The 24,949-nt window shown below is 71.8% G+C and carries 21 protein-coding genes; 7 read left to right on the top strand and 14 right to left on the bottom strand.

Annotated features, from left to right (window positions below; translation table 11 throughout):
* Positions 1-267, bottom strand: a complete 267-nt coding sequence (locus ABZ840_RS12240) for a protealysin inhibitor emfourin (protein ID WP_361557439.1) — start codon at positions 265-267, stop codon at positions 1-3.
* Positions 268-298: 31 nt separating this feature from the next.
* Complete coding sequence (locus tag ABZ840_RS12235) at positions 299-1,384, bottom strand: M4 family metallopeptidase (RefSeq protein WP_361557436.1); 1,086 nt, start codon at positions 1,382-1,384, stop codon at positions 299-301.
* A 298-nt stretch (positions 1,385-1,682) separates the two neighbouring features.
* On the opposite strand from ABZ840_RS12235, the gene leuA reads away from it, so the two are divergent.
* Together leuA and ABZ840_RS12225 are read left to right on the top strand one after the other, a co-directional pair.
* Positions 1,683-3,449, top strand: a complete 1,767-nt coding sequence (leuA, locus tag ABZ840_RS12230) for a 2-isopropylmalate synthase (protein ID WP_361557433.1) — start codon at positions 1,683-1,685, stop codon at positions 3,447-3,449.
* A gap of 261 nt (positions 3,450-3,710) precedes the next feature.
* The gene (locus ABZ840_RS12225) at positions 3,711-4,400 is read left to right on the top strand and encodes a TerB family tellurite resistance protein (protein ID WP_361557760.1); all 690 of its coding nucleotides are present in this window, start codon (positions 3,711-3,713) and stop codon (positions 4,398-4,400) included.
* A gap of 3 nt (positions 4,401-4,403) precedes the next feature.
* Here the strand turns inward: ABZ840_RS12225 and ABZ840_RS12220 are convergent, their stop codons facing one another.
* Positions 4,404-4,571: a DUF397 domain-containing protein gene (locus ABZ840_RS12220; RefSeq protein WP_361557430.1), complete on the bottom strand. Its 168-nt coding sequence runs from the start codon at positions 4,569-4,571 to the stop codon at positions 4,404-4,406.
* 5 nt (positions 4,572-4,576) lie between these two features.
* Positions 4,577-5,404 carry a helix-turn-helix transcriptional regulator gene (locus tag ABZ840_RS12215; protein WP_361557427.1) on the bottom strand — a complete coding sequence of 276 codons (828 nt, stop codon included), beginning with the start codon at positions 5,402-5,404 and terminating at the stop codon, positions 4,577-4,579.
* Between the two features lie 80 nt (positions 5,405-5,484).
* Here ABZ840_RS12215 and ABZ840_RS12210 point away from each other — a divergent pair, with 80 nt between their 5' ends.
* The 4 genes from ABZ840_RS12210 to ABZ840_RS12195 are packed head-to-tail and all read left to right on the top strand — an operon-like array spanning position 5,485 to position 7,640.
* The gene (locus ABZ840_RS12210; RefSeq protein ID WP_361557424.1) at positions 5,485-5,766 is read left to right on the top strand and encodes a hypothetical protein; all 282 of its coding nucleotides are present in this window, start codon (positions 5,485-5,487) and stop codon (positions 5,764-5,766) included.
* Positions 5,763-5,978 (top strand): hypothetical protein, encoded by a 216-nt coding sequence (locus ABZ840_RS12205; protein WP_361557421.1) that lies wholly within the window; start codon positions 5,763-5,765, stop codon positions 5,976-5,978. Before ABZ840_RS12210 ends, ABZ840_RS12205 begins: the two co-directional genes overlap by 4 nt.
* 43 nt (positions 5,979-6,021) lie before the next feature.
* A complete protein-coding gene (recO, locus tag ABZ840_RS12200) occupies positions 6,022-6,768 on the top strand; it encodes a DNA repair protein RecO (protein WP_361557418.1) in 747 nt (248 codons plus the stop codon).
* A 29-nt stretch (positions 6,769-6,797) separates the two neighbouring features.
* On the top strand, positions 6,798-7,640 hold the full coding sequence (locus ABZ840_RS12195) for an isoprenyl transferase (protein ID WP_361557415.1): 843 nt from the start codon (positions 6,798-6,800) through the stop codon (positions 7,638-7,640).
* Between the two features lie 66 nt (positions 7,641-7,706).
* On the opposite strand, the gene ABZ840_RS12190 is transcribed toward ABZ840_RS12195, so the two are convergent.
* From ABZ840_RS12190 to ABZ840_RS12175, 4 genes are all read right to left on the bottom strand, one after another.
* A complete protein-coding gene (locus ABZ840_RS12190) occupies positions 7,707-8,132 on the bottom strand; it encodes a transcriptional repressor (protein ID WP_361557412.1) in 426 nt (141 codons plus the stop codon).
* Between the two features lie 110 nt (positions 8,133-8,242).
* Positions 8,243-9,196 carry a metal ABC transporter permease gene (locus ABZ840_RS12185; RefSeq protein WP_361557409.1) on the bottom strand — a complete coding sequence of 318 codons (954 nt, stop codon included), beginning with the start codon at positions 9,194-9,196 and terminating at the stop codon, positions 8,243-8,245.
* A 1-nt stretch (position 9,197) separates the two neighbouring features.
* A complete protein-coding gene (locus ABZ840_RS12180) occupies positions 9,198-9,992 on the bottom strand; it encodes a metal ABC transporter ATP-binding protein (protein ID WP_361557406.1) in 795 nt (264 codons plus the stop codon).
* Between the two features lie 29 nt (positions 9,993-10,021).
* Positions 10,022-11,002, bottom strand: coding sequence for a metal ABC transporter substrate-binding protein (locus ABZ840_RS12175; protein ID WP_361557403.1), 981 nt, complete (start codon positions 11,000-11,002; stop codon positions 10,022-10,024).
* Positions 11,003-11,203: 201 nt separating this feature from the next.
* Here ABZ840_RS12175 and ABZ840_RS12170 point away from each other — a divergent pair, with 201 nt between their 5' ends.
* Positions 11,204-12,586, top strand: a complete 1,383-nt coding sequence (locus tag ABZ840_RS12170) for a glycine--tRNA ligase (protein ID WP_361557400.1) — start codon at positions 11,204-11,206, stop codon at positions 12,584-12,586.
* Positions 12,587-12,760: 174 nt separating this feature from the next.
* On the opposite strand, the gene ABZ840_RS12165 is transcribed toward ABZ840_RS12170, so the two are convergent.
* The 6 genes from ABZ840_RS12165 to ABZ840_RS12140 form a co-directional block, all read right to left on the bottom strand.
* Positions 12,761-15,454: a cytochrome P450 gene (locus tag ABZ840_RS12165; protein ID WP_361557397.1), complete on the bottom strand. Its 2,694-nt coding sequence runs from the start codon at positions 15,452-15,454 to the stop codon at positions 12,761-12,763.
* On the bottom strand, positions 15,451-16,848 hold the full coding sequence (locus ABZ840_RS12160) for a hypothetical protein (protein ID WP_361557394.1): 1,398 nt from the start codon (positions 16,846-16,848) through the stop codon (positions 15,451-15,453). The genes ABZ840_RS12165 and ABZ840_RS12160 overlap by 4 nt, the downstream gene beginning before the upstream one ends.
* A 15-nt stretch (positions 16,849-16,863) precedes the next feature.
* On the bottom strand, positions 16,864-22,200 hold the full coding sequence (locus ABZ840_RS12155; RefSeq protein WP_361557391.1) for a type I polyketide synthase: 5,337 nt from the start codon (positions 22,198-22,200) through the stop codon (positions 16,864-16,866).
* A 96-nt stretch (positions 22,201-22,296) separates the two neighbouring features.
* Complete coding sequence (locus tag ABZ840_RS12150) at positions 22,297-22,908, bottom strand: EF-hand domain-containing protein (RefSeq protein WP_361557388.1); 612 nt, start codon at positions 22,906-22,908, stop codon at positions 22,297-22,299.
* Positions 22,909-23,205: 297 nt separating this feature from the next.
* Positions 23,206-23,802 carry a TetR family transcriptional regulator gene (locus ABZ840_RS12145; RefSeq protein ID WP_361557385.1) on the bottom strand — a complete coding sequence of 199 codons (597 nt, stop codon included), beginning with the start codon at positions 23,800-23,802 and terminating at the stop codon, positions 23,206-23,208.
* Positions 23,803-23,889: 87 nt separating this feature from the next.
* Positions 23,890-24,894: an aldo/keto reductase gene (locus tag ABZ840_RS12140; protein ID WP_361557382.1), complete on the bottom strand. Its 1,005-nt coding sequence runs from the start codon at positions 24,892-24,894 to the stop codon at positions 23,890-23,892.
* Positions 24,895-24,949 lie beyond the last annotated feature (55 nt).

Genomic DNA, 24,949 nt, shown 5'->3' with positions numbered 1-24,949 from the left:
TCACGCGCCTTCCTTCAGCACCCGGGTGATCAGCTTGCGCTGGGGATCGGTCAGCCGGGGATCGGCGCAGTACACCGTCCGGTCGTCGACCGTGATCTGGTACGCGAAGCCGTCCGGCACTCCCACCGGCGGCTCACTGCGGCCCTCGGCAAGGGCCCGCTCGGCCAGGTCGGCCCACTGCTCTGCGTCGGCCCGGCCGGCGGTGTTGATCTGGGCGTGCTTCTCGATGCCGGCGAAGCCGCCGGTGCGCCTCACACGAATCCGCATGACGGCAGCCTTCTCCTCAGGACGCCCCGGGTCAATGACCCCGGCTGTTGGTGACGCCCACCTGCGACCAGGCCTTGACCAGCGCTTCGTGCTCCGCACCCTGGTCGCCGTAGCGCGCCTTGGCCGCGTCGATCGTCAACTTGGCGAAATCCGTGAACTGGGCGTCCTTCGAGAGCTCGCCGCCGGTCAGCACGTCATACCAGATCCGGCCCGCGCGCTCCCAGGCGTTGCCGCCGAGCGACATCGCCGTGAGGTAGAAGGCGTGGTTGGGGATGCCGGAGTTGATGTGCACCCCGCCGTTGTCCTGCGAGGTCTCCACGTACCCGTCCATCGTGGCGGGCTGCGGGTCCTTGCCGAGGACGTCGTCGTCGTACGCGGTACCCGGCGCCTTCATCGAGCGCAGCGCCTTCCCCTTGTCGACCTCCGGGCCGAGCAGTCCGTCGCCGATGAGCCAGTCCGCCTGTTCGGCGGTCTGCTCGAGGGAGTACTGCTTGATCAGCGAGCCGAAGACGTCCGAGACCGACTCGTTCAGCGCGCCGGACTGGCCGAGGTACTCCAGGTTGGCGGTGTACTGCGTGACGCCGTGGGTCAGCTCGTGGCCGATCACGTCCACGGCGGTGGTGAAGTCCAGGAACAGCTCGCCGTCGCCGTCCCCGAAGACCATCCGCTCGCCGTCCCAGAAGGCGTTGTTGTACTCCTTGCCGTAATGGACCGTGGCGTCCAGCGGCAGTCCGGCGCCGTCGATGGAGTGCCGCTCGTACCCCTTGAAGAACAGCTCGAACGTGGCGCCGAGGCCGGCGAAGGCGCGGTTCACCGAGGAGTCGGAACCGGCCTCGTCGGACTCGCCGCGCACTTTCTTGCCGGGCAGCGTCTCCCGGCCTTCCGCGTCGTAGATCGTGCGCTGCGGCTTGTCGCTGCCGGCCCGGGCCTCGGCCGGCGCCGCCATGCCGCGGACGGTGGTGAGGCGGCGGCGGGTGCGCTGCAGGGCGTCGTGCTCCAGGGTCCGGCGGGCGCGGCCGGCGATCGTGGAGTTCTCCAGGCGGGAGAGGTGATCGAGGAGGTGCGGGGGGACGATCCCGCAGAACGGATGGCTGGTGTTCGAGGAAGTGGCGTCCATGCGGTGAGCGTGACACTCCGTGTGAGCTGTGTCACTCCCCATTGCCGAGATTCCCTGGAATGTGTGCTTGGTCGCCAAACGGCCACAACGGATCTTCAGTCCCGCATACTGATACGGGACGTCCATTCGCCTTGGGTCTCGGCTAAGGTGCTGAGCATCATGCGTTTCGGGCTGCTTCTCCTTAGCTGCCGCGGCGAGGGCCTGTAGTCGTAGGCCGACCCCCTCCCCGCGGAGTTCGGTGTTGCGGTTTGCCAGCCCGTCGGCCGTCCCAAGCGGACTTAGAGGAGCCCTACGCATCATGTCGAAGCCCGAGAACGCCATCGGTCGCCCGACCCCCATCACCGCCGCTGCCATCCAGCAGAAGCCGTCCGGCATGCCGGTGCACAAGTACGGCCGCTACGAAGCGGTGGAGATTCCTGACCGTACGTGGCCGGACCAGCGCATCACCAAGGCTCCGCGCTGGCTGTCGACCGACCTGCGCGACGGCAACCAGGCGCTGATCGACCCCATGTCGCCCGCCCGCAAGCGCGAGATGTTCGACCTGCTGGTCAAGATGGGCTACAAGGAGATCGAGGTCGGCTTCCCCTCCTCCGGCGAGACCGACTTCAATTTCGTTCGCTCCATCATCGAAGAGGGCGCGATCCCCGAGGACGTGACGATCTCCGTCCTGACGCAGGCCCGCGAAGAGCTGATCGAGAAGACCGTCGAGTCGCTGCGCGGCGCCCACCGCGCGACGGTGCACCTGTACAACGCCACGGCGCCCACCTTCCGCCGGGTCGTCTTCCGCGGCTCCAAGGAAGAGGTCAAGCAGATCGCCGTGGACGGCACGCGGCTGGTCATGGAGTACGCCGAGAAGATCCTGGGCGACGAGACGATCTTCGGCTACCAGTACAGCCCCGAGATCTTCACCGACACCGAGCTGGACTTCGCCCTGGAGGTCTGCGAGGCGGTCATGGACGTCTGGCAGCCCGAGGAGGGCCGCGAGATCATCCTGAACCTGCCCGCCACGGTCGAGCGCTCCACGCCCTCCACCCACGCGGACCGCTTCGAGTGGATGTCCCGCAAGCTGTCCCGCCGTGAGTACGTCTGCCTGTCGACCCACCCGCACAACGACCGCGGCACCGCCGTCGCCGCCGCCGAGCTGGCCGTGATGGCCGGCGCCGACCGCGTCGAGGGCTGCCTGTTCGGCCAGGGCGAGCGCACCGGCAACGTCGACCTGGTCACCCTGGGCATGAACCTGTTCTCGCAGGGCGTCGACCCGATGATCGACTTCTCGCAGATCGACGAGATCCGTCGCACGAGCGAGTACTGCAATCAGATGGAGATCCACCCGCGCCACCCCTACGCGGGCGATCTGGTCTACACCGCCTTCTCCGGCTCCCACCAGGACGCCATCAAGAAGGGCTTCGACGCGCGGGAGGCCGAGGCGGCCGCCGCGGGCAAGAGCGTGGACGAGTTCGAGTGGGCGGTCCCGTACCTGCCCATCGACCCCATGGACGTCGGCCGCTCCTACGAGGCCGTCATCCGCGTCAACTCCCAGTCCGGCAAGGGCGGCATCTCCTACGTCCTGAAGAACGACCACAAGCTGGACCTGCCCCGCCGCATGCAGATCGAGTTCTCCCGGACCATCCAGGAGAAGACCGACTCCGAGGGCGGCGAGGTCACCCCGGCGGCCATCTGGACCACCTTCCAGGACGAGTACCTGCCCACCCCGGACAACGCCTGGGGCCGCATCTCGCTGCGCTCCGCGCAGACCTCCACGACCACCGAGGGCACCGACGCGCTGACCGTCGAGGCGGTCGTCGACGGCCAGGACACGGTGCTGACCGGTACCGGCAACGGCCCGCTGGCCGCGTTCTTCGACGCGCTGCACGCCATCGACGTCGACGTCCGGCTGCTGGACTACGTCGAGCACACGATGAGCGAGGGCGCCGGCGCCCAGGCCGCCGCGTACATCGAGTGCGCGATCGGCGACAAGGTCCTGTGGGGCGTCGGCATCGACGCGAACATCGTCCGCGCCTCGATCAAGGCCGTCGTCTCCGCCGTCAACCGCGCGAGCCGCTGACGCCCGTACGGGTGGGTCCGGCAAACCCGCTGGCCGGGTCCCGGACCGTACCGCCGGGCCGGATTTCCGGCCCTCAGTGAGGCCCCACGGAAGGCCCCGCCCCTCGAATGGACGAGGGGCGGGGCCGTCCGCATCTCCCCGTACGACATGCTGACGCGGCGGACTTCATGTGGCTAACATCACGTCAGCGCGGCAGCGTTGCCGTGTGGGCACCGCCTGTGCCCGCCATGGGCTACGGGGGCGTTACGGAGGTTCGACGTGATGCACAAGCTGGGTCTGGTGGGCGTGCGCACGTCTTGGCGCACGATCGCCGACGGCGAGTTCTTCTGTACCGAGTGCGGTGGTGATCGCAACTACCGCCGCCGCACGGGCAAACGCCGGCTGACCCTGCTCGGACTCCCCGTCCTCCCGCGCGGCGAGGCCGGTCCCGTACTGGAATGCTCCTCCTGCGGCGGCCACTTCGGCCTCGACGCCCTCGACCACCCGACCACCACCCGCTTCTCCGCGATGCTCCGCGACGCCGTGCACACGGTGGCGCTCGCGGTCCTGGCAGCCGGCGGCACGGCCGCCCGCCCGGTCCGCGAGCAGGCGGTCTCGGTGGTACGCGCCTCCGGCTTCACCGAGTGCACGGAGGACCAGCTGCTCTCTCTGCTGGCCGCGCTGGCCGCGGACACGGGCCGGCTCCCCGGCACGTACCACGACGGCCGCGACGGGCTCGACCCCTGCGGGACCGCGCTGGCCATAGAGCTCCACGAAGCGCTGGAGCCGCTCGCCCCGCACCTTGCCCCCGCGGGGCGGGAATCCCTGCTGCTGCAGGGTGCGCGCATCGCCCTCGCGGACGGCCCCTACACGGCCCCGGAACGCGAGGTCCTGACGACGGTCGGCACGGCGCTGTTCCTGGACGAGGCCGACACGGAGCGGCTGCTCGCCGCGGCGCGTACGCCGTCCTGAGGCTTACGGCTTGAGGGTCGCGAGGAACGCCGTCCAGGCATCGGCGGTGAAGACGATCGCCGGACCGTCGGGATTCTTGCTGTCCCGGACAGCTCGCATGCGAACGAGGTCGGCTATCTCGACGCAGTTGTCGCCGACGCCACCGCTGTAACTGCTCTTGCGCCATTCCACGGTACTCAGGTCCTGTGCGCGCATTGTCTCCAGCCCTCCGCTGCCGTATCGATCAGGTGCAGGGACGCGTCCGGCGACAGAGCCAGGGCCCTGAGGTGATCGTAGACCTCCCGCGAGCGTGTGACCGTGGCCGGATCGTCCAGCAGTTCACCCGAAAACTGGCCTTCCGTATAGGCAGTTGGCGGCGCGTCCTCGAACTCCATGAGCCGCAGCGGCCGCACGGCCGCAGGCGGCCCGGCCGCGTACGGGATCACCTGCACCACGATCCGCCGCTCGTGCGCGAAGCGCGCCACGTGGTCCAGCTGATCCGCCATGGTGTCCGGCCCGCCGACCGGGATGCGGAGGGCAGCCTCGTGCAGGATGACCCAGTACGCGGGCGTCGTCGCGCGCTTGAAGATGTGGGAGCGATCCATTCGGACCGACACCATCTCCTCGACGAATTCGTCGGGCTTGAGTGGGGTCGCAGCAACGACGAGTGCCCGTGTGTACCCGGGCGTCTGGAGCAGCCCCGGCACGACCATCGGATCGTATTCGCAGATCTTGGTGGCGTGCTGCTCCAGCTCCGCTACTGGCGCGAAGTAGTGAATGACGCTGGGGTGGTGAATCAACTTTTCGCACAGTCTAGCGAAAAAGCCGCCCGTCTCCAGAGCCTCGTCAATCCGTTCGGCGACATCCACCTGCGGCTTCCGAAAAGCCTGTTCGAACTGACCGATGTAACCACCCGACACGAAGACCCGGCTTCCCAGCTCCTGCTGGGTGAAACCGGCGGCCTCTCGTCGTCGCTTCAGTTCGGCCCCGAAGAATTCCCAGGCGACCTGACGTGATCTGGCCATGCCCAACCCCACTCCTCTGCCGCGCAGTTGTAGCGCGTACACCGCTGCAGATTTTAGATCGCCACCCCCATCCTGAGGATGTGAACAGCGAAAATCTCCCGGAGGAAAAGAACGTGACGGGAAAGTGGGACCGGCGGTCGGCGGCGGAAAGTCTCGGGGATGCGGAGGCGGCGGTGCGGGAATTGCGGGATGTGCTCGCGCGGGTCGGTGTCGTGCTCCCTTCTCTCCGGGTCGACCTCATTTCGTGGGCGGACGAACGGCCACGGCCACTGGTCGAATTCGGACGCTGCACGGTCGGAACGGCACGGAAACTGATCGCCGTGCTGCAGGAGCGAGAAAAGGAAGCGAGCGAAGAGCGATGAGCGCCGCGGTGGGTTCGTACGTCGTGGACACCCGGACGGGCAGAGTGGGACTGGTGATGGGGAGCGAGGGGCCGTACCTCCAGCTGCGCCCGGTGGGCGGCGGGCGGGAGTGGGACTGCGATCCCGAGGCGGTACGGGACGCCACCGCGCAGGAGCGGCTGAGCGCGGCCACGGCGTACGTGAACGCCCGCAGCCGCGGCGAGGTGGGCTGAGGGCGGGCCGGGTCGCCCTCGCGCGGTACGCGACAATGGGCGTATGAGTCTGTTCCGTGATGACGGTGTCGTGCTGCGCACCCAGAAGCTGGGTGAGGCGGACCGGATCATCACGCTGCTGACCCGCGGGCACGGCAGGGTTCGGGCCGTGGCCCGCGGCGTACGGCGTACGAAGTCGAAGTTCGGCGCCCGGCTGGAGCCGTTCTCCCACGTGGACGTGCAGTTCTTCGCGCGGGGCTCGGAGCTGATCGGGCGCGGGCTGCCGCTGTGCACGCAGAGCGAGACGATCGCCGCATACGGTGGCGGCATCGTGCGGGACTACGACCGGTACACCGCGGGGACCGCGATGCTGGAGACGGCGGAGCGGTTCACCGATCACGAGGGCGAGCCGGCGGTGCAGCAGTACCTCCTCCTCGTGGGCGGACTGCGGACGCTCGCCAACGGGGAGCACCTTCCGCACCTCGTGCTCGACGCCTTTCTGCTGCGGTCGCTCGCCGTGAACGGCTACGCACCGAGTTTTGACGACTGCGCGCGGTGCGGAATGCCCGGTCCGAACCGGTTCTTCTCGGTCGGCGCGGGCGGAGTGATATGCGGGGAGTGCCGCGTGCCCGGCAGCGTCGTACCCTCCTCTGAGTCGATCGCGCTGCTCAGCGCGTTGCTGACGGGGGACTGGCAGACGGCGGACGCGGCCGAGGCCCGGCACGTCCGGGAGGGCAGCGGGCTGGTCGCGGCGTATCTGCAGTGGCACCTGGAGCGGGGACTGCGCTCGCTCCGCTACGTAGAGAAGTAACCACCCGAGAACTAGGAGACGTGGCACGCATGGCACGACGTGGGATTCTGGGCCGTTCGCGGCGGGAGTACCAGGCGCCGGAGCCGCACCCGTCCGGTGCGCGGCCGCCGAAGATCCCCGGTGAGCTGGTCCCCGAGCACGTGGCCATCGTGATGGACGGCAACGGGCGCTGGGCCAAGGAGCGCGGGCTGCCGCGCACCGAGGGGCACAAGGTCGGCGCCGAGCAGGTGCTGGACGTGCTGCAGGGCGCCATCGAGATGGGCGTGAAGGCCATCTCGCTGTACGCCTTCTCCACCGAGAACTGGAAGCGGTCGCCCGACGAGGTCCGCTTCCTGATGAACTTCAACCGCGACTTCATCCGCAAGACCCGGGACCAGCTGGACGCGCTCGGGATCCGGGTGCGCTGGGTCGGGCGGATGCCCAAGCTGTGGAAGTCGGTGGCCAAGGAGCTCCAGATCGCGCAGGAGCAGACGAAGGACAACGACGGCCTCACGCTGTACTTCTGCATGAACTACGGCGGGCGCGCGGAGATCGCGGACGCGGCGCAGGCGATGGCCGAGGACGTGAAGGCGGGCCGGCTGGACCCGTCGAAGGTCAGCGAGAAGACCTTCTCGAAGTACATGTACTACCCGGACATGCCGGACGTGGACATGTTTCTGCGGCCCTCCGGCGAGCAGCGCACGTCGAACTACCTGATCTGGCAGAGCGCCTACGCCGAGATGGTCTTCCAGGACGTGCTGTGGCCCGACTTCGACCGGCGGAACCTGTGGGACGCGTGCATGGAGTACGCCAAGCGGGACCGGCGCTTCGGCGGCGCGCTGCCGAACGAGGTGTCCGGATCCGCGCAGGAGGGCGCCGGGCAGCAGGCCTGAGCGGACGCTGAAGGGCCCGGGAGCCGCCGTACGGCTTCCCGGGCCCTTCCTGCTTCTCGGCGTCCCTCAGGACGCCTCCGCGGCCTTCGCGCAGTCCCCGCACGTACCGAAGATCTCGATCGTGTGCCCGACGTCACGGAAGCCGTGCTCCGCCGCGATCTGATCGGCCCACCGCTCCACCGCGGGGCCCTCGACCTCCACGGCCTTGCCGCAGGAGCGGCAGACCAGGTGGTGATGGTGGTCGTCGGTGCTGCACCGGCGGTAGACGGCCTCGCCCTCGCTGGTGCGCAGCACGTCCACCTCGCCGGCGTCGGCCAGCGACTGGAGCGTGCGGTAGACCGTGGTGAGCCCCACCGAGTCGCCCCGGTGCTTGAGCATGTCGTGCAGTTCCTGTGCGCTGCGGAACTCGTCGACCTCGTCGAGAGCCGCGGCCACGGCGGCTCGCTGCCGCGTCGACCGGCCGCGCACCGGAGATCCCGCGCTCGTCGCCACCGTTGCCTCCCTTAGGCGTAGAACATCCCCCTGCGGAACGTCCGGCCATTGTGCCAGGTGATGACCGGAAGCCAGGTGGGACGCTTACACCCGCACGTGCATCCGTACGCTCACGGCGCGCTCACACCGACGTCGTCCGCCGGCTTCCGGACGGCCGGCACTCCCCCAAGCTCTCCACTTCGTTCGAGCTGGGGGTACCCCCGGCCCGGCCCCTCCAGGGTGCACCCCTGCTCGTCCCGGACGACAGCTCGCGCGCGTCTTTTCGCCAGTGGCGCGGCGACCAGCGAGAAGACGGCGAACACCGCGATGGCCAGCAGCACGATGCTCGCGCCCGGCGGCACGTCCACGTAGAACGACACGGCCGTACCCGAGAGGGTGACGATCACGCCGATCGCCACCGAGATGGCGAGGGTCGCGGCGAAGCCGCGGGTGGCCTGCTGGGCGGCCGCGACCGGCACCACCAGCAGCGCGCTGACCAGCAGCAGGCCGACGGCGCGCATGGCGACGGTGACGGTGACGGCGGCGGTGACCGCGAGCAGGAGGTTCAGGACGCGGACCGGCAGCCCGGTGACGCGGGCGAACTCCTCGTCCTGGCAGATCGCGAAGAGCTGGCGGCGCAGGCCGAGAGTGATCACGAGCACGAAGGCGGCCAGGATCGCGGTGACCGTGACGTCCTCGGGGGAGACGCTGGTGATGGAGCCGAAGAGGTAGCTCGTGAGGTTGGCGGTGGAGCCGCCGGGGGCGAGGTTGATGATCAGTACGCCGCCGGCCATGCCGCCGTAGAAGAGCATGGCGAGCGCGATGTCGCCGCGGGTCTTGCCGTACGACCGGACCAGCTCCATGATCACCGCGCCGATGGTGGCGACCAGGACGGCCATCCACACCGGCGAGGTGTTGAGCAGGACGCCGAGCGCGACACCGGTCAGCGCCACGTGCCCGATGCCGTCGCCCATGATCGCCTGGCGGCGCTGCACGAGATAGATGCCGACGGCGGGCGCGGTGATGCCGACCAGTGCGGCCGCGATCAGCGCCCGCTGCATGAAGGCGTAGGTGAGGATGTCCATCTCAGGTCAGCAGTCCTGTCCGGACGGGCTCGTGGGCCGCGTCCGCGTGCGGGTGTACGTGATCGTGGCCGGGCAGGGCGTGCTGGCCGACGGCCTCCGGGGGCGGGCCGTCGTGGACGACACAGCCGTCCCGCAGCACCACGGCACGGTCGATGAGCGGCTCCAGCGGGCCCAGCTCGTGCAGCACGAGCAGGACCGTGGCGCCCGCCGCGACCTGTGCGCGCAGCGTCGCCGCCAGCACCTCCTGGCTGGCGAGGTCCACGCCGGCCATCGGCTCGTCCATGATCAGCAGCTCGGGCTCGGCGACCAGCGCGCGGGCGATCAGGACGCGCTGGTGCTGGCCGCCGGAGAGTGCGCCGACCGAGTCCTTCGCGCGGTCGGCCATGCCGACCTGCTCCAGCGCCGCCATGACGGCCGCGCGGTCGGCCTTCCCCGGCCACTTCAGCTTCGTACGGGCCAGCCGGCCGGCCGCCACGACCTCGCGGACCGTGGCGGGCACGCCGCCCGCCGCCGTGGTGCGCTGCGGTACGTAGCCGATGCGTGCCCAGTCCTTGAAGCGGCGCGCGGGCGTACCGAACAGCTCCAGCTCGCCGGCGCTCAGCGGGACCTGGCCGACCACGGCGCGGACGGCGGTGGACTTGCCGGAGCCGTTGGCGCCGAGCAGCGCGACGACCTCGCCGCTCCGCACGGTCAGGTCGATGCCGCGCAGCACGGGGCGGGCGCCCAGCGACGCGCTCGCGCCGCGCAGCGAGACGACGGCCGGTGCCTCGTGGGGACCGCTGTCCGTACCGCTCATGGCAGCTCCTTCTCCGGCGTCCGGCCCGCTCACTTGGCGCCCAGTGCCTTCTGCAGCGCCTTGAGGTTGGACTCCATGACGGCGAGGTAGTCGTCGCCCCGCGACTTCTTGGTGATGCCCTCGATGGGGTCGAGCACGTCCGTCTTGGCGTGCACGTCATTGGCCAGCGTCTTGGCCATGTCGGGGCTGGTCAGCGTCTCGAAGAAGACGGTGTGGACGTCGTGCTCCTTCGCCAGCCCCTGCAGCTCCTTCACCCGGCTGCCGCTGACGTCGGTGGCTTCCGGGTCCAGGCCGCTGATGGCCTCCTCGGTGAGGCCGTAGCGCTCGGCGAGGTAGCCGAAGGCGGCGTGGGTGGTGATGAAGGTGTCCGACTTACGGTTCTTCAGCCCGTCCTTGTACTCCTGGTTCAGCTTGTCCAGCTGCTTCACCAGGGCGGCGGTGTTCTTCTCGTAGTCGGCCTTGTGCTTGGGGTCGGCCGCGGCGAGGGTCTTGCCGACGCCCTTGGCGGCCTCGGCGTACTTCACGGGGTCCAGCCAGATGTGCGGGTCGAGGCCGGACTCGTCGCCGTGGTCGTGGCCCTCGTGGCCGTGCTCCTCGTGGCCGTGCTCTTCGTGGCCGCCGACCTCGCTGCCGTGCTGCTCCAGCTTCGTGAAGGAGGCGGCGTCGGCGGTGTGCTGCACGCCGGACTGCTTGACGGCCTCGTCGACGGCGGGCTGGACGCCCTTGAGGTAGACGACCGCGTCGGACTCGCCGAGCTGGGCGGTCTGTTTGGGGCTGAGCTCCAGGTCGTGCGGCTCGGTGCCGGGGGCGGTGAGGCTGGTCACCGACACGTGCTCGCCGCCGATCTTCTCGGCGAGGAACTGCATGGGGTAGAAGGACGCCGTCACGGCGAGCTTGCCGTCCTCCTTGCCGGCCGCACCGGAGGTGGCGGAGCAGGCGGAGACGGCGAGAAGGCCCAGGACAGCGGAGCCGGCAAGGGCCGCGGTGGATATTCGACGGCGTACGTTCATGACAGTCATTTTCAACTGGACTGGAAACGATTGTCAACAAACCAGGTGAGAGGGGGACAGCGACGGGAACCGATTTGATCCGGGGGGCATGGCCGCCGGTAACCTGAAGCATTCGCCCGCCCGCCTCCCGACCACGCCCCTCCAGGAGGCACCAGGGCGCCGCTCCTATTAATCGTTCGTCGTCGCAATGAAGAGAGCACCGTGGCCGCCGACAAGATCGACACCATCGTCAGCCTGAGCAAGCGCCGTGGCTTCGTATACCCGTGCAGTGAGATCTACGGTGGCCAGCGCGCCGCCTGGGACTACGGTCCCCTCGGTGTGGAGCTGAAGGAGAACATCAAGCGTCAGTGGTGGCGCAACATGGTCACCTCGCGCGAGGACGTGGTCGGTCTCGACTCGTCGGTCATCCTGGCCTCGGAGGTCTGGGTGGCGTCCGGTCACGTCGCGACCTTCACGGACCCGCTGACCGAGTGCACCTCCTGCCACAAGCGCTTCCGCGCCGACCACCTCGAAGAGGCCTACGAGGCGAAGCACGGGCGCCTGCCCGAGAACGGCCTCGCCGACGTCAACTGCCCGCACTGCGGCAACAAGGGCAGCTTCACCGAGCCCAAGCAGTTCTCCGGCCTGCTCTCCACGCACCTCGGCCCGACCCAGGACTCCGGCTCGGTGGCGTACCTCCGCCCCGAGACCGCCCAGGGCATCTTCACCAACTTCGCCCAGGTGCAGCAGACCTCGCGCAAGAAGCCCCCGTTCGGCATCGCCCAGATGGGCAAGTCCTTCCGGAACGAGATCACGCCGGGCAACTTCATCTTCCGCACCCGCGAGTTCGAGCAGATGGAGATGGAGTTCTTCGTCAAGCCGGGCGAGGACGAGACGTGGCACGAGTACTGGATGGAGCAGCGCTGGAACTGGTACCGCGACCTGGGCCTGCGCGAGGAGAACATCCGGTGGTACGAGCACCCCAAGGAGAAGCTCTCCCACTACTCCAAGCGCACCGCTGACATCGAGTACCGCTTCCAGTTCGGCGGCTCGGAGTGGGGCGAGCTGGAGGGCGTCGCGAACCGTACGGACTACGACCTCGCGTCGCACTCCAAGGCCTCCGGCCAGGACCTGTCCTACTTCGACCAGGAGGCCGGCGAGCGCTACACCCCGTTCGTCATCGAGCCCGCGGCCGGTGTCGGCCGCGCGATGCTCGCCTTCATGCTCGACGCGTACTTCGAGGACGAGGCGCCGAACGCCAAGGGCAAGATGGAGAAGCGCACGGTCATGCGCCTCGACCCGCGCCTGTCGCCGGTCAAGGTCGCCGTCCTCCCGCTGTCCCGGAACCCGCAGCTGTCCCCGAAGGCCAAGGGCCTCGCGGCGGACCTGCGCAAGAACTGGAACATCGAGTTCGACGACGCGGGCGCCATCGGCCGCCGCTACCGCCGCCAGGACGAGATCGGCACGCCGTTCTGCGTCACGGTCGACTTCGACACCCTCGACGACAACGCCGTGACCGTGCGCGAGCGCGACACGATGAAGCAGGAGCGGGTGTCCCTGGACCAGATCCAGGCCTACCTGGGCGCGCGTTTGCTGGGGTGCTGACCCAGCGGTTTTCCGGGCCCCCGTGGCGGGGCCGGGCCGCCGCAGCGGACGTGCCGCGCCGTTGTGCTTGCTCGCGCAGTTCCCCGCGCCCCTCAGGGGCGCGGGGAACTGCGCGAGCGGCCACGACGGTGGGACGGGGCGGCGACGGGGGCCCGGCCCCTTGGGGCCGCCGCGTCAGCCGAAGCGGACCTGGAGGCCGTCCAGGGCCAAGTGGCGACCGTTTTCGTAGAAGCGGGTGGGGGTGGCCGTCAGGGTGTACGGGGCGTGGCGGGAGAGTTCTTCCAGGACGAGGCGGAATTCGAGGCGGGCCAGGGGTGCGCCTATGCAGAAGTGGATGCCGCGGCCGAAGGTCAGGTGGAGGTTCGGCGGGCGGTCGAGGCGGAATTCCGCCGGGTCGGGGAAGACCGCGGGGTCGCGGTTCGCGGCGCCGGTCAGCAGGATGACCCGGTCCCCGGCCGGGATCGTCACCCCGTCGATCTCCACCTCCCTGGTCGTCACGCGCGTGCTGTGATCCGCCGGGGTCCACAGCCGCAGCGCCTCCTCCGCCGCGGCGGGCATCAGCTCGGGCCGGTCCCGCAGCCGGTCCTGGAGCGCCCGGTCGCCGGCCAGGGTCCACAGCAGGTGGGCGAGGGCGTTCAGGGTCGTCTGGTGGCCGCCGACCGCGAAGCCGACGAGCATGACGCGCAGTTCGGCGTCGGTGAGCGGCCGGCCCGCCCGCTCCGCCCGTACCAGCCGGGCGAGGAAGTCCCCGCCGTCCCGCTTCCGCGCCTGCCGGATCTCGCTCTGCAGCAGCTCCTCCATCTGCGGCCAGAACCCCGCCGCTGAGCCGTCCTTCGGCATCCGGGCCCACATGTTGCGGGTCAGGTCGCGGAGGCGCCGCTGGGCCTCCTCCGTGAAGCCGACCGCGAGGCCGAGGACGACGAGGGGGAGCGGGGTGCACAGCTCCCGGACCAGGTCCCCGCCGCCGCGGGAGACGAGCGGCGCGACGAGGCCGGACACCACCTCGCGGACCCGGGGCGCCAGCCGCGCCACCTGGGCGCGCACGAAAGCGGGCCGCATCAGCGCGCGGAAGAAGGTGTGCTCCGGCGGGTCGTACTCCAGCGGCGCGAAGCGCGGCGTCCCCTCCGCGCGCGGGAAGAAGATGCCCGAGCCGGAGCTGAACGTCCCGTCCTCCGTCAGCGCCCGCAGCACGTCCTGGTAGCGGGACAGCACCCACGCGCCGCCGTACGCCTCGGTGCGGGCGACCCGACCCTGCTCGCGTAACGCCTGGTGCACCTGGTGCGCGATCTCGGGGGTGAACTCCGGGTCGTGATGGTCGAAGGCGCCGGTGAGGCGGGTGACGACGGGGCACGGTGAGACGGGGGCTGCCGCGACCTCCGTCACCTCCGCGACCTCGGCCGTCTCCGGCACCTCCGCCGGTTCGTCGTACGTCTCGTCCACGATCCACTTGACCATCCGGCGCAGCGGCTCCATCGCGTCCTGGGGGAGTTCCGGGCGGAAGCGGGTGGCGTGGCCGAGGGAGACCAGGCGCTGGACGCCGTAGAGCGGTACGAGGTCGCGCAGCCGCTCCTTGAGGGAGTCGGGGTAGACGCCGACGGTCTGGGTGGCGGACGTCATGGCCCGCACCGCGTCCTCGGGGCCGTCGACCGGTACGACGTTGGCGACCCGGCCGGAGAGCGAGGTGTGGAAGGCCACCGGCTCGCCGGTCAGCGAGACGATCACCGCGCCCTCGTCCGCGCGGCCGCCGGTCACCCGGTACCAGTCGGGCGCGGCGCGCAGCGCGAGCAGCCCGGCACGCAGGTCGGGGTCGAAGCGCTTGGCACGGCTGCTGAGGTGTCCGGGCAGCCGCTGGACCTCCTGGTGCAGCAGCTCGGCCCACTCGCCCGCGCGCCGCAGGCCCGCCTCGTCGCGGCCGGTCACCGCGTAGATGACCCGGGCGTTGAAGCAGCCGAGCTGGTTGAGCGCGCCGACGTCGACGGCGGCCAGCCGGGCCGTACGTGCCATCGCCGCGGAGTCGGCGAACGCCTCCGGGCCGATGACGGTGGCGCTCAGCTTCGGGTCGAGCGAGATCAGCTCCAGGCCCGGCTGGATGTACCGGGTCACGTGCCGTACCGAGGCGAAGCCGCCCCACGCGACGATCTTCTCGACGTTCTCGGGCCGGTACAGGGCCCGCTCGATCCGCTCGTCACCGCCCTTCCAGTACGCCACGGCCAGGTGCCGGGTGAGCGGGTGGTCCGGTGCCGTGGCGGCCAGCGTGCGGGCGATGGCGAGCGCGGTGAGCGGGTCGTTGGACGGGCTCTTGACGATCGCGTCGCCGCGGGTGACGGCGTTGCGGATGATCGTGAGGGCGGCGATCTCCGGGCTGTTGCCCGCGATGATGTGCACGGCGCGGGAGCCCACGGCACGTACCGAGGCGCGCCAGCCGTCCGTCGTGCGGACCCGTGCCCAGCCGTCCAGCGCCGCGGTGCCGACGGCCTGTTCGGCGATCTCGCGGACGGCGTCGGGGGCGAAGAACTCCGGCAGCCGCTCGTAGCAGCCGCGCAGCACGCTCGGGGGCAGGTCGGACCAGTCCGCCGCGTGGGCCAGCGCCTCCTGGAGGAGCGCGTTCTCGGACAGGGCCAGCCGGGGGCCGAGCGCGGCGAGGCAGTCGATGACGTCGTCGGTGGTCAGCGCGTACAGGTCACGCATGCGCTCCGGGTCGCCGAGCGGCAGCCGGTCCAGGACCGTGACCGGATCGGGCGCCCGGAAGCCCGCGTCCCGGCCGCGCCCGGCGAAGGGGATCAGCCGGTCGCCGACGGTCTCGCCACGGAGGTACGCGGGGACGGTCAGCGCCGTGGTGGTCTGCCGGCCGGGGGACGTGGTGGTCATACCAGCTCCTCGTTGAGGAACTCCAGGGCCTCGCCCAGGGCCTCGTCGCTCGCCGCGCAGGTGATCTTGTCGTCGCCGCCCTGCTGCTCGCTGAAGCGGCCGATGGACTGCTCCAGGCCCGGCGAGGTGCGGCCGCAGGCGCACGGCGACCAGTCGACGGTGACCCGGTCCCCGGAGACGAAGCCGCCCCAGTGGGAGTCCGCGAGCAGGTCGAAGAACGCGGCCCGGCCCGTGCGCACGCCGTCGCGTGGCAGCGGCCGGCCGGTCTCCGCGTCCAGCACGTACAGCACCGTCCACGGCTCGATGTGGTACCTGCCGTGCGTGCAGAAGAGGTTGAGCGCCGTCACCTCGGCCATCGCGTACACGTGGTGCAGCCGAGGCACGCCCGCGAAGCGCCGCGCCGCCGCCTCCCAGTCGTCCGGCATCGAACCGTCCTTGGAGCCGCCGCCCCAGCAGTACACCGAGTCCGGCGCGAACAGCCCCTCGATGCCGCGCTCCAGACCGGCCTCCGCCATGCGGTAGTTGACGTCCCAGGTGCCCAGGCTGACGATCCGCCGGCCGCGCAGCCGGTCCGCGAGCCGCTCGACGAAGGCCCCCATGCCGGTCCGCGCCGCGCGCTGCGCCTCCTCGAACTCCTCGCGGCGCTTGCGCATCGACTCCGGGATGACCACCCGGTCCCGCTCGCCGCGGGCCGCGGCCGCCCGCAGCCGCCCGGCGAGGAACATCACGTCCGCGCTGGCCAGGCCCGGGTGGAGCGTGTGCACGCGGTCCGGGTCGCGGGCGACACGCTCCGCGATGGCGGCGCCGTGCCGGGCGATGCCGCTGCGCCCGGTGCGGAAGTACGGGTAGACGAAGTCGATGGCCTCCTCGCGCTGCGTGGGGTCGGGGAAGACGTCCAGCCGCATGATCTCGTAGAGCTTGTCGAAGTCGTCGTACGAGTGCGGGGCGAAGGACATCGTGCCCGAGGTGCCGGTGGAATGCGCAGGCCGCAGTGCGGTGTGGGTGTCCAGCAACTCCAGCCAGCCGTCGATGGAGTCGCAGCCGGTGGCGTCCACGCCCGACAGGTCCACCGTCGTCAGCCGCGAGAGCCAGGTGGTGAGCTGGTCGAAGCGGCACTCGGTGAGGAGCGACGGCGGATAGGACTTGTAGACGGTGTGCGGGAACAGCAGGGGCGCCGCGTCGTCGAGCTCGTGGATTGCCCGTACGTCCTGCTCGTCCGCCATGGTCCGCACCACCGGGAGCCGGTCGCGCAGCTGCGCGAAACGCAGTTGCAGGGCCGCGAGCTGGAGCTCCGCCAGCTCCCGCGGCGGGAGCGTGTGCATGGCGTGCCGTGAGTAGGAGAAGTAGGTGATCGGGTCGCTCGCGAAGCCGTGGATGTCTGCGTCGGTGGGCATGACGTGCTCCTTCGCTCACTTCTTGCTGGTGCCGGTGGAGGGGGCGGGGTCCTGGGGGCGTGCGGTCAGCTCGGCGAGATGACCGGCGATCTCGGTGACGGTGGGCCGGTTCCACAGGAGGGCCGCGGGGAGGACGGCGCCCAGCCGCTCCTGGAGGGCGCGGCGGAGCGTGACCGAGAGCACCGAGTCCAGGCCCGCTTCCGCGAGCGGCCGGTGCGGGTCCACCGCCCCGGGGTCGGTACGCAGGGTCTCCGCCGCGGCCCCCGTCACCTCCGTGAGGAGGTGCTCCCGGAGCGCGGTACCGGTCAGCTCCCGCCACGCGCCGTCCTCTCCCGGCGTACCGGAAGGGACCGGGTCGGGCTTCAACTCCCGTAGCAGCGGCGGGCGTTGCATCCCAGGGGTGTCGGGCAGTACGCGCAGTACGGCGCGCCGGCCGTCCGCCGGGGAGCCGGCGCTGTCCCAGGCGCGCAGGGCCTGGGCGGCGGTGATGTCCGCGGTGCCACGGGCGTGCAGCTCGGCGTCGATGGCGTCCGAGGACGTCGACAGGCCCAGGCCGTGCCAGCTCGTCCAGGCCAGCGCCAGCGTGCCGCGATGGCCACCGGCCCCGCGGTGCCGGGCCAGCGCGTCGAGGAAGGCGTTGGCGGCGGCGTACGCGGCCTGGCCCGGCATCCGCAGCAGCTGCCCGGCCGAGGAGAACAGCACGAAGAAGTCCACGCTGCCGGGCGGGAACAGCCGGTCCAGCACGAGCGCGCCGTCGACCTTCGGGCGCAGCACCGCCTGTACCGTCTCCGCGTCCAGGGACCGCAGGAGCGCGTTGTCCGCGATGCCCGCCGCGTGCACCACGCCGCGTACCGGCGGCAGACCGAGCGCGTCGGGCGCGAGCAGCCGCGCGACGCGGTCGTGGTCGGCGATGTCGGCGGCGAGGGTGCGCACGGTGACCCCGCCGGCCTCCAGGGCGCGGAGGGTCTCGATACGGCGGGCCGTGGCGGGGTCGTGCGGCGCGTCCCAGGCCGTGCGGGGCGGCAGCGGGCGGCGGCCGGTGAGGACGAGGCGGCGCGCGCCGCGGTCGGCGAGCCACTGGGCCACGTGCAGGCCGAGCGCGCCGAGCCCGCCGGTCACCAGGTAGGTGCCGTCCGCCCGGCACACGGGCCCCGTACCGGGCCGCAGGCCGGTGGCGCGGGCCAGCCGCGCGGTGGCCGGTACGCCGTCCCGGACGGTGACGACGTCCTCGTCGCAGCGGGACCGCAACAGGGCGGTCAGGGCGGCCAGATCCGTTCCGGCCGGCTCCCCGGGCAGCTCGACGGTGGTGCTCCCCAGCTCCGGGTGCTCGCCGGCGACGACCGGCCCCAGCCCCCACAGGGACGCCTGGGCCAGCCCGGCGGCGGTGCGTGCGGGGCCGGCGCCGCGGGTGACCCACCACAGCGCCGGCGGCCGGCCCGCTCCCGCCGTGCTCAGTCGGCGGGCCACCCGGACCGCCAGAGCGGTGTGGTGTGCCGCGGCCTCGGCGACGCCGGCCGGCGGGGGCAGCGGCGAGGGGGCCACGACCACCGCGTCGGCGGGTGAGAGGTCGTCGCTCAGCGGGCCGAGGCCGGCCGCGTCGGGAACGGTGGTCAGGCGGATGCCCGCGCGTCCGAGGTGCGGGGCGAGGGCCGCCGCCAGGGACCGGTCGCCGCCGACGAGGACGACGCGGCGCAGCGGGACGTCCCGCGCGTTGTCCGGTGCGTACGGGCGCCACACCACGTCGTGCAGCAGCGCGGCGGGGCTCCCGGCCGTGCCGGGGTCGGGCTCGGGGCTGCCGAAGCGCACGCCCCGCAGGCGCGCGGCCGGGGTGCCGTGCGCGTCGGCGATGTCCACGTCCACGCTGTCGCGCGCCACCGGATCGAGGCGGACCCGGAGCAGCGCCTCGGCGGGCGGGGCCGTGCGCCCGGCGAGGAGGACGGCGGAGCCGATACGGGCGGGCATGCGCAGGGTCGGCGAGCCCGGGAAGCAGAGCGAGGCCGTGGAGAGGGCGGCGTCCAGGACGGGGGCCCAAGTGCCTGGATCTTCCGCCCCGGCCCTTACGGTGGCCGTCAACTCCGCTCCCGATCGGCGGAGTTCGCGTATGTGCCAGGGGAACCCCATGGAGGCCACGCCGAGGGAGGCGAGGGTGTCCACGACGAAGGCGGGATCGCAGAGCTCGCCGTTCGTGCCGGGCGCCGCGTCCAACTCGCCTGCTGTCCTGCCCGGTTCCTCGGCGGAGACGAACGCCGTGGTGTGCGTGAGCCAGCCGTCCTCGGGGCGCGCGTCGCCCGCGGTGGTGGCATCGGCGGTGGTGGCGTCGGCCGTACGGGAGGAGAGGCGCAGCGCTCCGTCCTGGCAGACGACCTGGACGTCCCGGGCGACGCCGGTGGAGACCGGCACCCGCAGGGTCACGTCGCGCAGCGCGGGCCGCGCGCCGGTCAGCGCCGCCGCCGACAGCAGCGTGTGCAGGAGGACCGCCGCCGGCACGATCTCGGTGCCGGACACGGCGTGGCCGCCGGGGTAGGGCCGGTTCGCGTGGTCGAGGCGGGTGCGCCAGACGTGGGCGCGGGACGTGCCGTCCACGGTCAGGCGGTCGCCCAGGAGGGTGTGCGAGGCGGGGTCGTGGCCCGCGCCGGACCCGGCACGCGCGGGGGACGGTTCCGCCCAGTGGCGGCGGTGCTGCCACGCGTACGGAGGCAGCTCGGCGCGCGGGCCGGCGGGCCGGTGCAGGACGGACCAGTCGACGCGTACGCCGTGGCAGTGCAGCGTGGCGAGGTTCTCCCGTACGGTGGCCCGCTCGTGGGACCGGCGGCGCACGGAGTGGGTCACGCAGGTGCCCCGTACGCCCGCGTCCGCGAGGGTCTCCTCGATCGAGTGGGTCACGATCGGGTGCGCGGACAGCTCCAGGAAGGCGCGGTGCCCGTCCGCCACGGCGGCCGCCACCGCCTGCGCGAACCGCACCGGGCCGCACAGGTTCACCGCCCAGTACTCGGCGTCGCGCGGCGCGCGGTCGCGCGGGTCGGGCAGCGCGGTGGAGTAGAGCGGCACGGCGGTGCCGGGTGCCGGGTCGATGTCCTTGAGCGCCGCGACGAGGTCGGCCCGCAGCGGCTCCATCAGGGGGCTGTGGAAGGGGAGGTCGGAGGCGACCGGGCGGACGGGAATGCCCTCCCCCGCCCAGCGCGCGGTGAGCCTGCGTACCGCCAGGGCCTCGCCGGAGACCACGGTCGAGCCCGGCGCGGCGTGCACCGCGGCGGCCAGCAGCGGATGGCCCGCGAGCCGGGCCGCCGCCTCCTCGAAGTCCAGGCCGGCCAGCGCCATCGCGCCCGTGCCGGCGAGCGGCCGGAGCAGCAGCGAGCGGCGGCAGACCAGTCGCGCGCCGTCCTCCTCGGTGAGCGCACCGGCGGCGACAGCCGCGGCGAACTCGCCCACCGAGTGGCCGATGACCGCGGCCGGCCGCACCCCGTAGGAGCGCCAGGCGGCGGCGAGACCGCTCTGGACGGCGTACGTCAGGGTCTGCACCCGGTCGGCGGCGCCGATGTCGCCGGCCAGCAGCAGGTCGCGGGGGGAGTAGCCGGCCTCCTCGCGGAAGACCGGGTCCAGCCGGTCCAGCGCCGCGGCGAACGCGGGCTCGTCCGCGAGCAGCCCGCGGCCCATGCCGGACCACTGCGCGCCGTGCCCGGAGAAGACCCACACCGGGTCGGCGGGTTCGGTGGCCGGGCTCGCGGACCGGCCCGTCACCGTCTCGCCGCCGGTGCGTCCCCCGGCGAGGGAGCGCAGCCGGTCCGCCAGGGCGGCGGGGCTCGTGGCCCGGACGACGGCGCGTACGGGCAGGTGGGTGCGGTGGTGGGCGAGCGTCCGCCCGACTGCGGCGAGGCCGCCCGGGTCCGGGTGGGCGTCCAGCCACGCGGCGAGCCGGCCCGCGTTGGCCCGCAGGCCGGCCTCGGTGGCGCCGGACAGCGGGAAGAGCGCGGACAGCGGGCGGAGTTCGGTGTCGGTCGCGGTGTCGGTCGGGGTGTCGGCCGTGGTCCGGCCGCGGTCCGGCGGTTCCGGGCGGCGCGGGGCGGACCGGAGCACCGCGTGCGCGATGGTGCCGCCGTAGCCGTAACCGGCGACGCCCGCGTGGCGCGGACGGCCGCCGGTGGCGGGCCAGTCGGTCGCCTCGGTGACCAGCGCGAGGCCCGAATCGGCCCAGGGGATGGCCGGGGTGGGGCCTTCCGTGGTCAGGGTCGGCGGGATGACGCCGCGTTCGACGGCGAGTACGGCCTTCAGGAGACCGGCAGCGCCCGCCGCGGCCTCCAAGTGGCCGATGTGGGGCTTGAGCGAGCCGATCAGGCAGCGGCGGTGCGGCGGGCGGCCCGCGCCGAGCACCGCGGCGAGCGCCCCCGCCTCGGCCGGGTCGCCGACCGGGGTGCCGGTGCCGTGCGCCTCCACGTAGTCGACGGTGTCCGGGGCGATCCCGGCGGCGCGGTACGCGGAGCGGAGCAGGTGCTCCTGGGCGGCGCGGCTCGGGGCCATGATGCCCTCGGTGCGGCCGTCCTGGTGCACCGCGCTGCCCACGATCACCGCGTGCACGTGGTCGCCGTCCCGTTCCGCGTCGGCCAGCCGCTTGAGTACGAGCACGGCGCAGCCCTCGCCGCGGCCGTAGCCGTCGGCGGCGGCGTCGAAGGCCTTCGAGCGGCCGTCCCCGGCCACCGCGCCCGCCGCGTCCAGGACGACGGCGAGGCCGGGAGCCGCGATCAGGCTGACGCCGCCGGCCAGCGCGAGCGGGATCCGGTCCGTACGCAGCGCCTGGCACGCCTGGTGGACCGCGACGAGCGAGGACGAGCAGGCGGTGTCGACGGCGACGCTCGGGCCGCGCAGGTCGAGGGCGTGCGAGAGCCGGTTGGGGGTGCCGCACAGGGCGGCGCCGATGCCGGTCCACGCCTCGATGCCCGGCAGGTCCTCCAGCAGGCGCCGGCCGTAGTCGTCGCTGCCGATGCCGATGAAGACACCGGTGTCGGAGCCCGCAAGGGTGTGCGGCGGCAGGCCGGAGCGTTCGAGCGCCTCCCAGGCCACCTCCAGGCACAGCCGCTGCTGCGGATCCATCAGCTGCGCCTCGCGCGGGGATATCCCGAAGAATTCGGCGTCGAAGCCGGCGATGTCGTCGAGGTAGGCGCCGCGGGCCGTCGTGTTTCTGACCACGGCGGCGTCGCTGCCGTTCCGCATGTACGACGACCAGCGGTCCGGTGGAATGTCCCGTACCGCGTCCCGCCGCTCGTTGAGAAATGCCCACAGTGATTCGGGTGAGTCGATACCGGCTGCGAAACGGCAGTCCAGTCCGATGACGGCAATGGGGTCGAGGGACGTGGTCACGGGTGTCTCCCTGTCCGGCCGAAAGGAAAACAGCGGGAGGAAAAGACCCTTGGTGCGGGGAAAGGGATCCGCGCGCCAAGGGTCTTTCCGGCTGGGTCAGGCCCTCACAGGCGCCTTGGTGTCTTCCCAGATGCTCGGCTGGAAGATGTCACCGTAGAGCCAGTTGCCGCGGGCGTTCGGGTCGGCGCTCGTGTAGTACTCGCGCCACGCCTCGGTGAGTTCGTCGACCGTGAGGTAGCCGTTGCCGTCGCGGTCGAGCTCGCGGAACGCCCGCTCGCTGTTCTCCGGCGTGGTCCCGAAGGCCTTCTGGAACCGCGCGAACTCCCGCTGGGTGACCTTGCCGTTCCCGTCCTTGTCGCACAGCTCGAAGAGCGCCCGCGCCAGCGGGTTGAAGTCGCCCTCGAACTTCTTGGGCTCGTTGGCGAATTCGGTCAGGGCGATACGCCACTCCAGCGGGGTGATGACGCCGTCGCGGTCGATGTCCATGGCCTGCTTCACGTCCTGCCAGAAGCCCTGGAACGCCGCGAGCAGCGCCTGCGACTTCTGCGAGTCGAGCGGCTCGCCCAGTTCGGCGACGATCCGGGTGGCGAGAGCGTAGATGTCGCGTACGGTCATCGCGCCGTCGCCGTCCTGGTCGCCGTGCTTGAAGCACACATCGATCTTGCGGTTGAGGAAGTCCTTCGCCGGAATGCCCTGCGGACTCGGCATCGCACACCACCTTTTCTCGGATTTGCGGCATGGAAACGTGCGCCGACAGCATCGGAATCCGGCTGTTGTGCCGGAATCGGGCTGCGGTGGGATCAACTTAAGTGCGCCGCTTCGCCGTTAACAAGAACTCCAACGGGTGCGGATACGGAAAGGCGGGATACGCATTCGAACGTGCGCGGGGCCGGCCGGCGGTACGAGGTATTCCGTACGCCCGGCCAGCGGGGAATGCGATGGGTGAATCTCTGGCCTGCTTGACCGATTGAACCATTCCGCCGTCGCATTCGGCCATGGCGCGGACTACTGCGCCGGGGCGCACAACCCGCGAAGGACGAGTCCACGTACCACCGCGAACTGCTCTTCGATTTCGGGGTGCTGCCATTCACCGGCATGGCACGGGTCGTGGAATCGCGCGGTGGCGTCGAAGACGGCGCGGGCGGTGGCTTCGGTGTCCGGGGCGGGCGCGAACGTGCCCTCCGTGATGCCGTCCGCGACGATCCGGGCGAGCTGCCGGACCAGTACGGCGATATGTGCGTCCACGACCTCGGCGGCCTCGGACGCCAGGACCAGGTACGTCGCGAACAATTCGGGGTCGTCGCCCGCCTTGCGCCGCTTCGCCGCGAAGAGTGCGTCCAGCCACCGCGCCAGCCGGTCGGCCGCCGGGACGGCCGGGTCCCCGGCGAGTTCGTCGAGCACGCCGGTCGTGCGCTCCAGCCAGCGCCCCGTGACCGCCTCGCGCAGCGCCGCCTTCGTGGGGAAGTGCCGGTAGACGCTGCCGTGGCTGACGCCCAGCGCCCGCGCCACGTCGACCACCGTGGCCTTGGCCTGGCCGTGCCGGCGCAGCACCTCTTCGGTGGCCTGGAGGATGCGTTCGCGGGTCAGCGGCTCGGGCGGCATGGGGCGTCGGGCCTTCCTGGTCGGGGGCGGCGGGCGGGGTGCCGTGCTACGGACGGTATCCGACGCCCCGCCCGCCGCCGGGCCGGGTCAGCGCTCGCTGTCCAGGTGCGCCATCTGGTTGGCCGGGTAGCGGTCGCCCGCCGCCGCGCCGGCCGGGACCGCCCGCTCGATGGCGGCCAGGTCGCCGGCGTCCAGGGTGAGGTCCAGCGCGCCGAGCGCCTCGGTCAGCCGCTCGCGGGTACGGGCGCCGATCAGCGGGACGATGTCCTCGCCGCGGGCGAGCACCCAGGCGATGGCGGTCTGCGCGACCGAGGCGCCCTTGCGGTCGGCGATGGCCCGCAGCGCCTCGACCAGCCCGAGGTTGTGGTCGAGGTTGTCGCCCTGGAAGCGCGGGCTCATGCCGCGGAAGTCGTTCGCGGCGAGCTTCCGGTCCCGGCTGAAGTGCCCGCTGATCAGGCCGCGGGAGAGGACGCCGTACGCGGTGATCCCGATGCCCAGCTCGCGGGCCGTGGGCAGGATCTCCTCCTCGATGCCGCGCGAGATGAGGGAGTACTCGATCTGGAGGTCGGAGACGGGCGCCACGGCCGCCGCTCTGCGCAGCGTCTCCGCGCCGACCTCGGAGAGGCCGACGTGGCGGACGTGCCCGGCCTCGATCAGCTCGGCGATGGCGCCGACGGTCTCCTCGACCGGCACGTCCGGGTCCAGGCGGGCGATGCGGTAGACGTCGATGTGGTCGGTGCCGAGGCGCTGGAGGGAGTACGCGGCGAAGTTCTTCACCGCGGCCGGCCGCCCGTCGTAGCCGGTGAACGCGCCCTCGACCGTCCGCAGGGCGCCGAACTTGACGCTGATCAGGGCGTTGTCGCGGGCGGCCGCCGGGGCGGTGCGCAGCGCTTCGTTGAGGAGCAGTTCGTTGTGGCCCATGCCGTAGAAGTCGCCGGTGTCCAGGAGGGTGATCCCGGCGTCCAGCGCCGCGTGGACGGTGGCGATCGATTCGGTGCGGTCGCTGTCGCCGTAGAGCGCGGACATGCCCATGCAGCCGAGGCCGAGGGCGGAGGTCTGGGGGCCGGTGGTGCCAAGAGTGCGCGTCTGCATGTATCCACCGTCGCATGACAGCTGACAGATTTCAATAATTGTCATTTGTTGGTGT

It is taken from the genome of Streptomyces sp. NPDC047117, assembly GCF_040643545.1.
Taxonomy (GTDB): Bacteria; Actinomycetota; Actinomycetes; order Streptomycetales; family Streptomycetaceae; genus Streptomyces.
The sequence above is the reverse complement of the archived record's forward strand: the minus strand, read 5'-3'. Positions and strand labels throughout refer to the sequence as shown.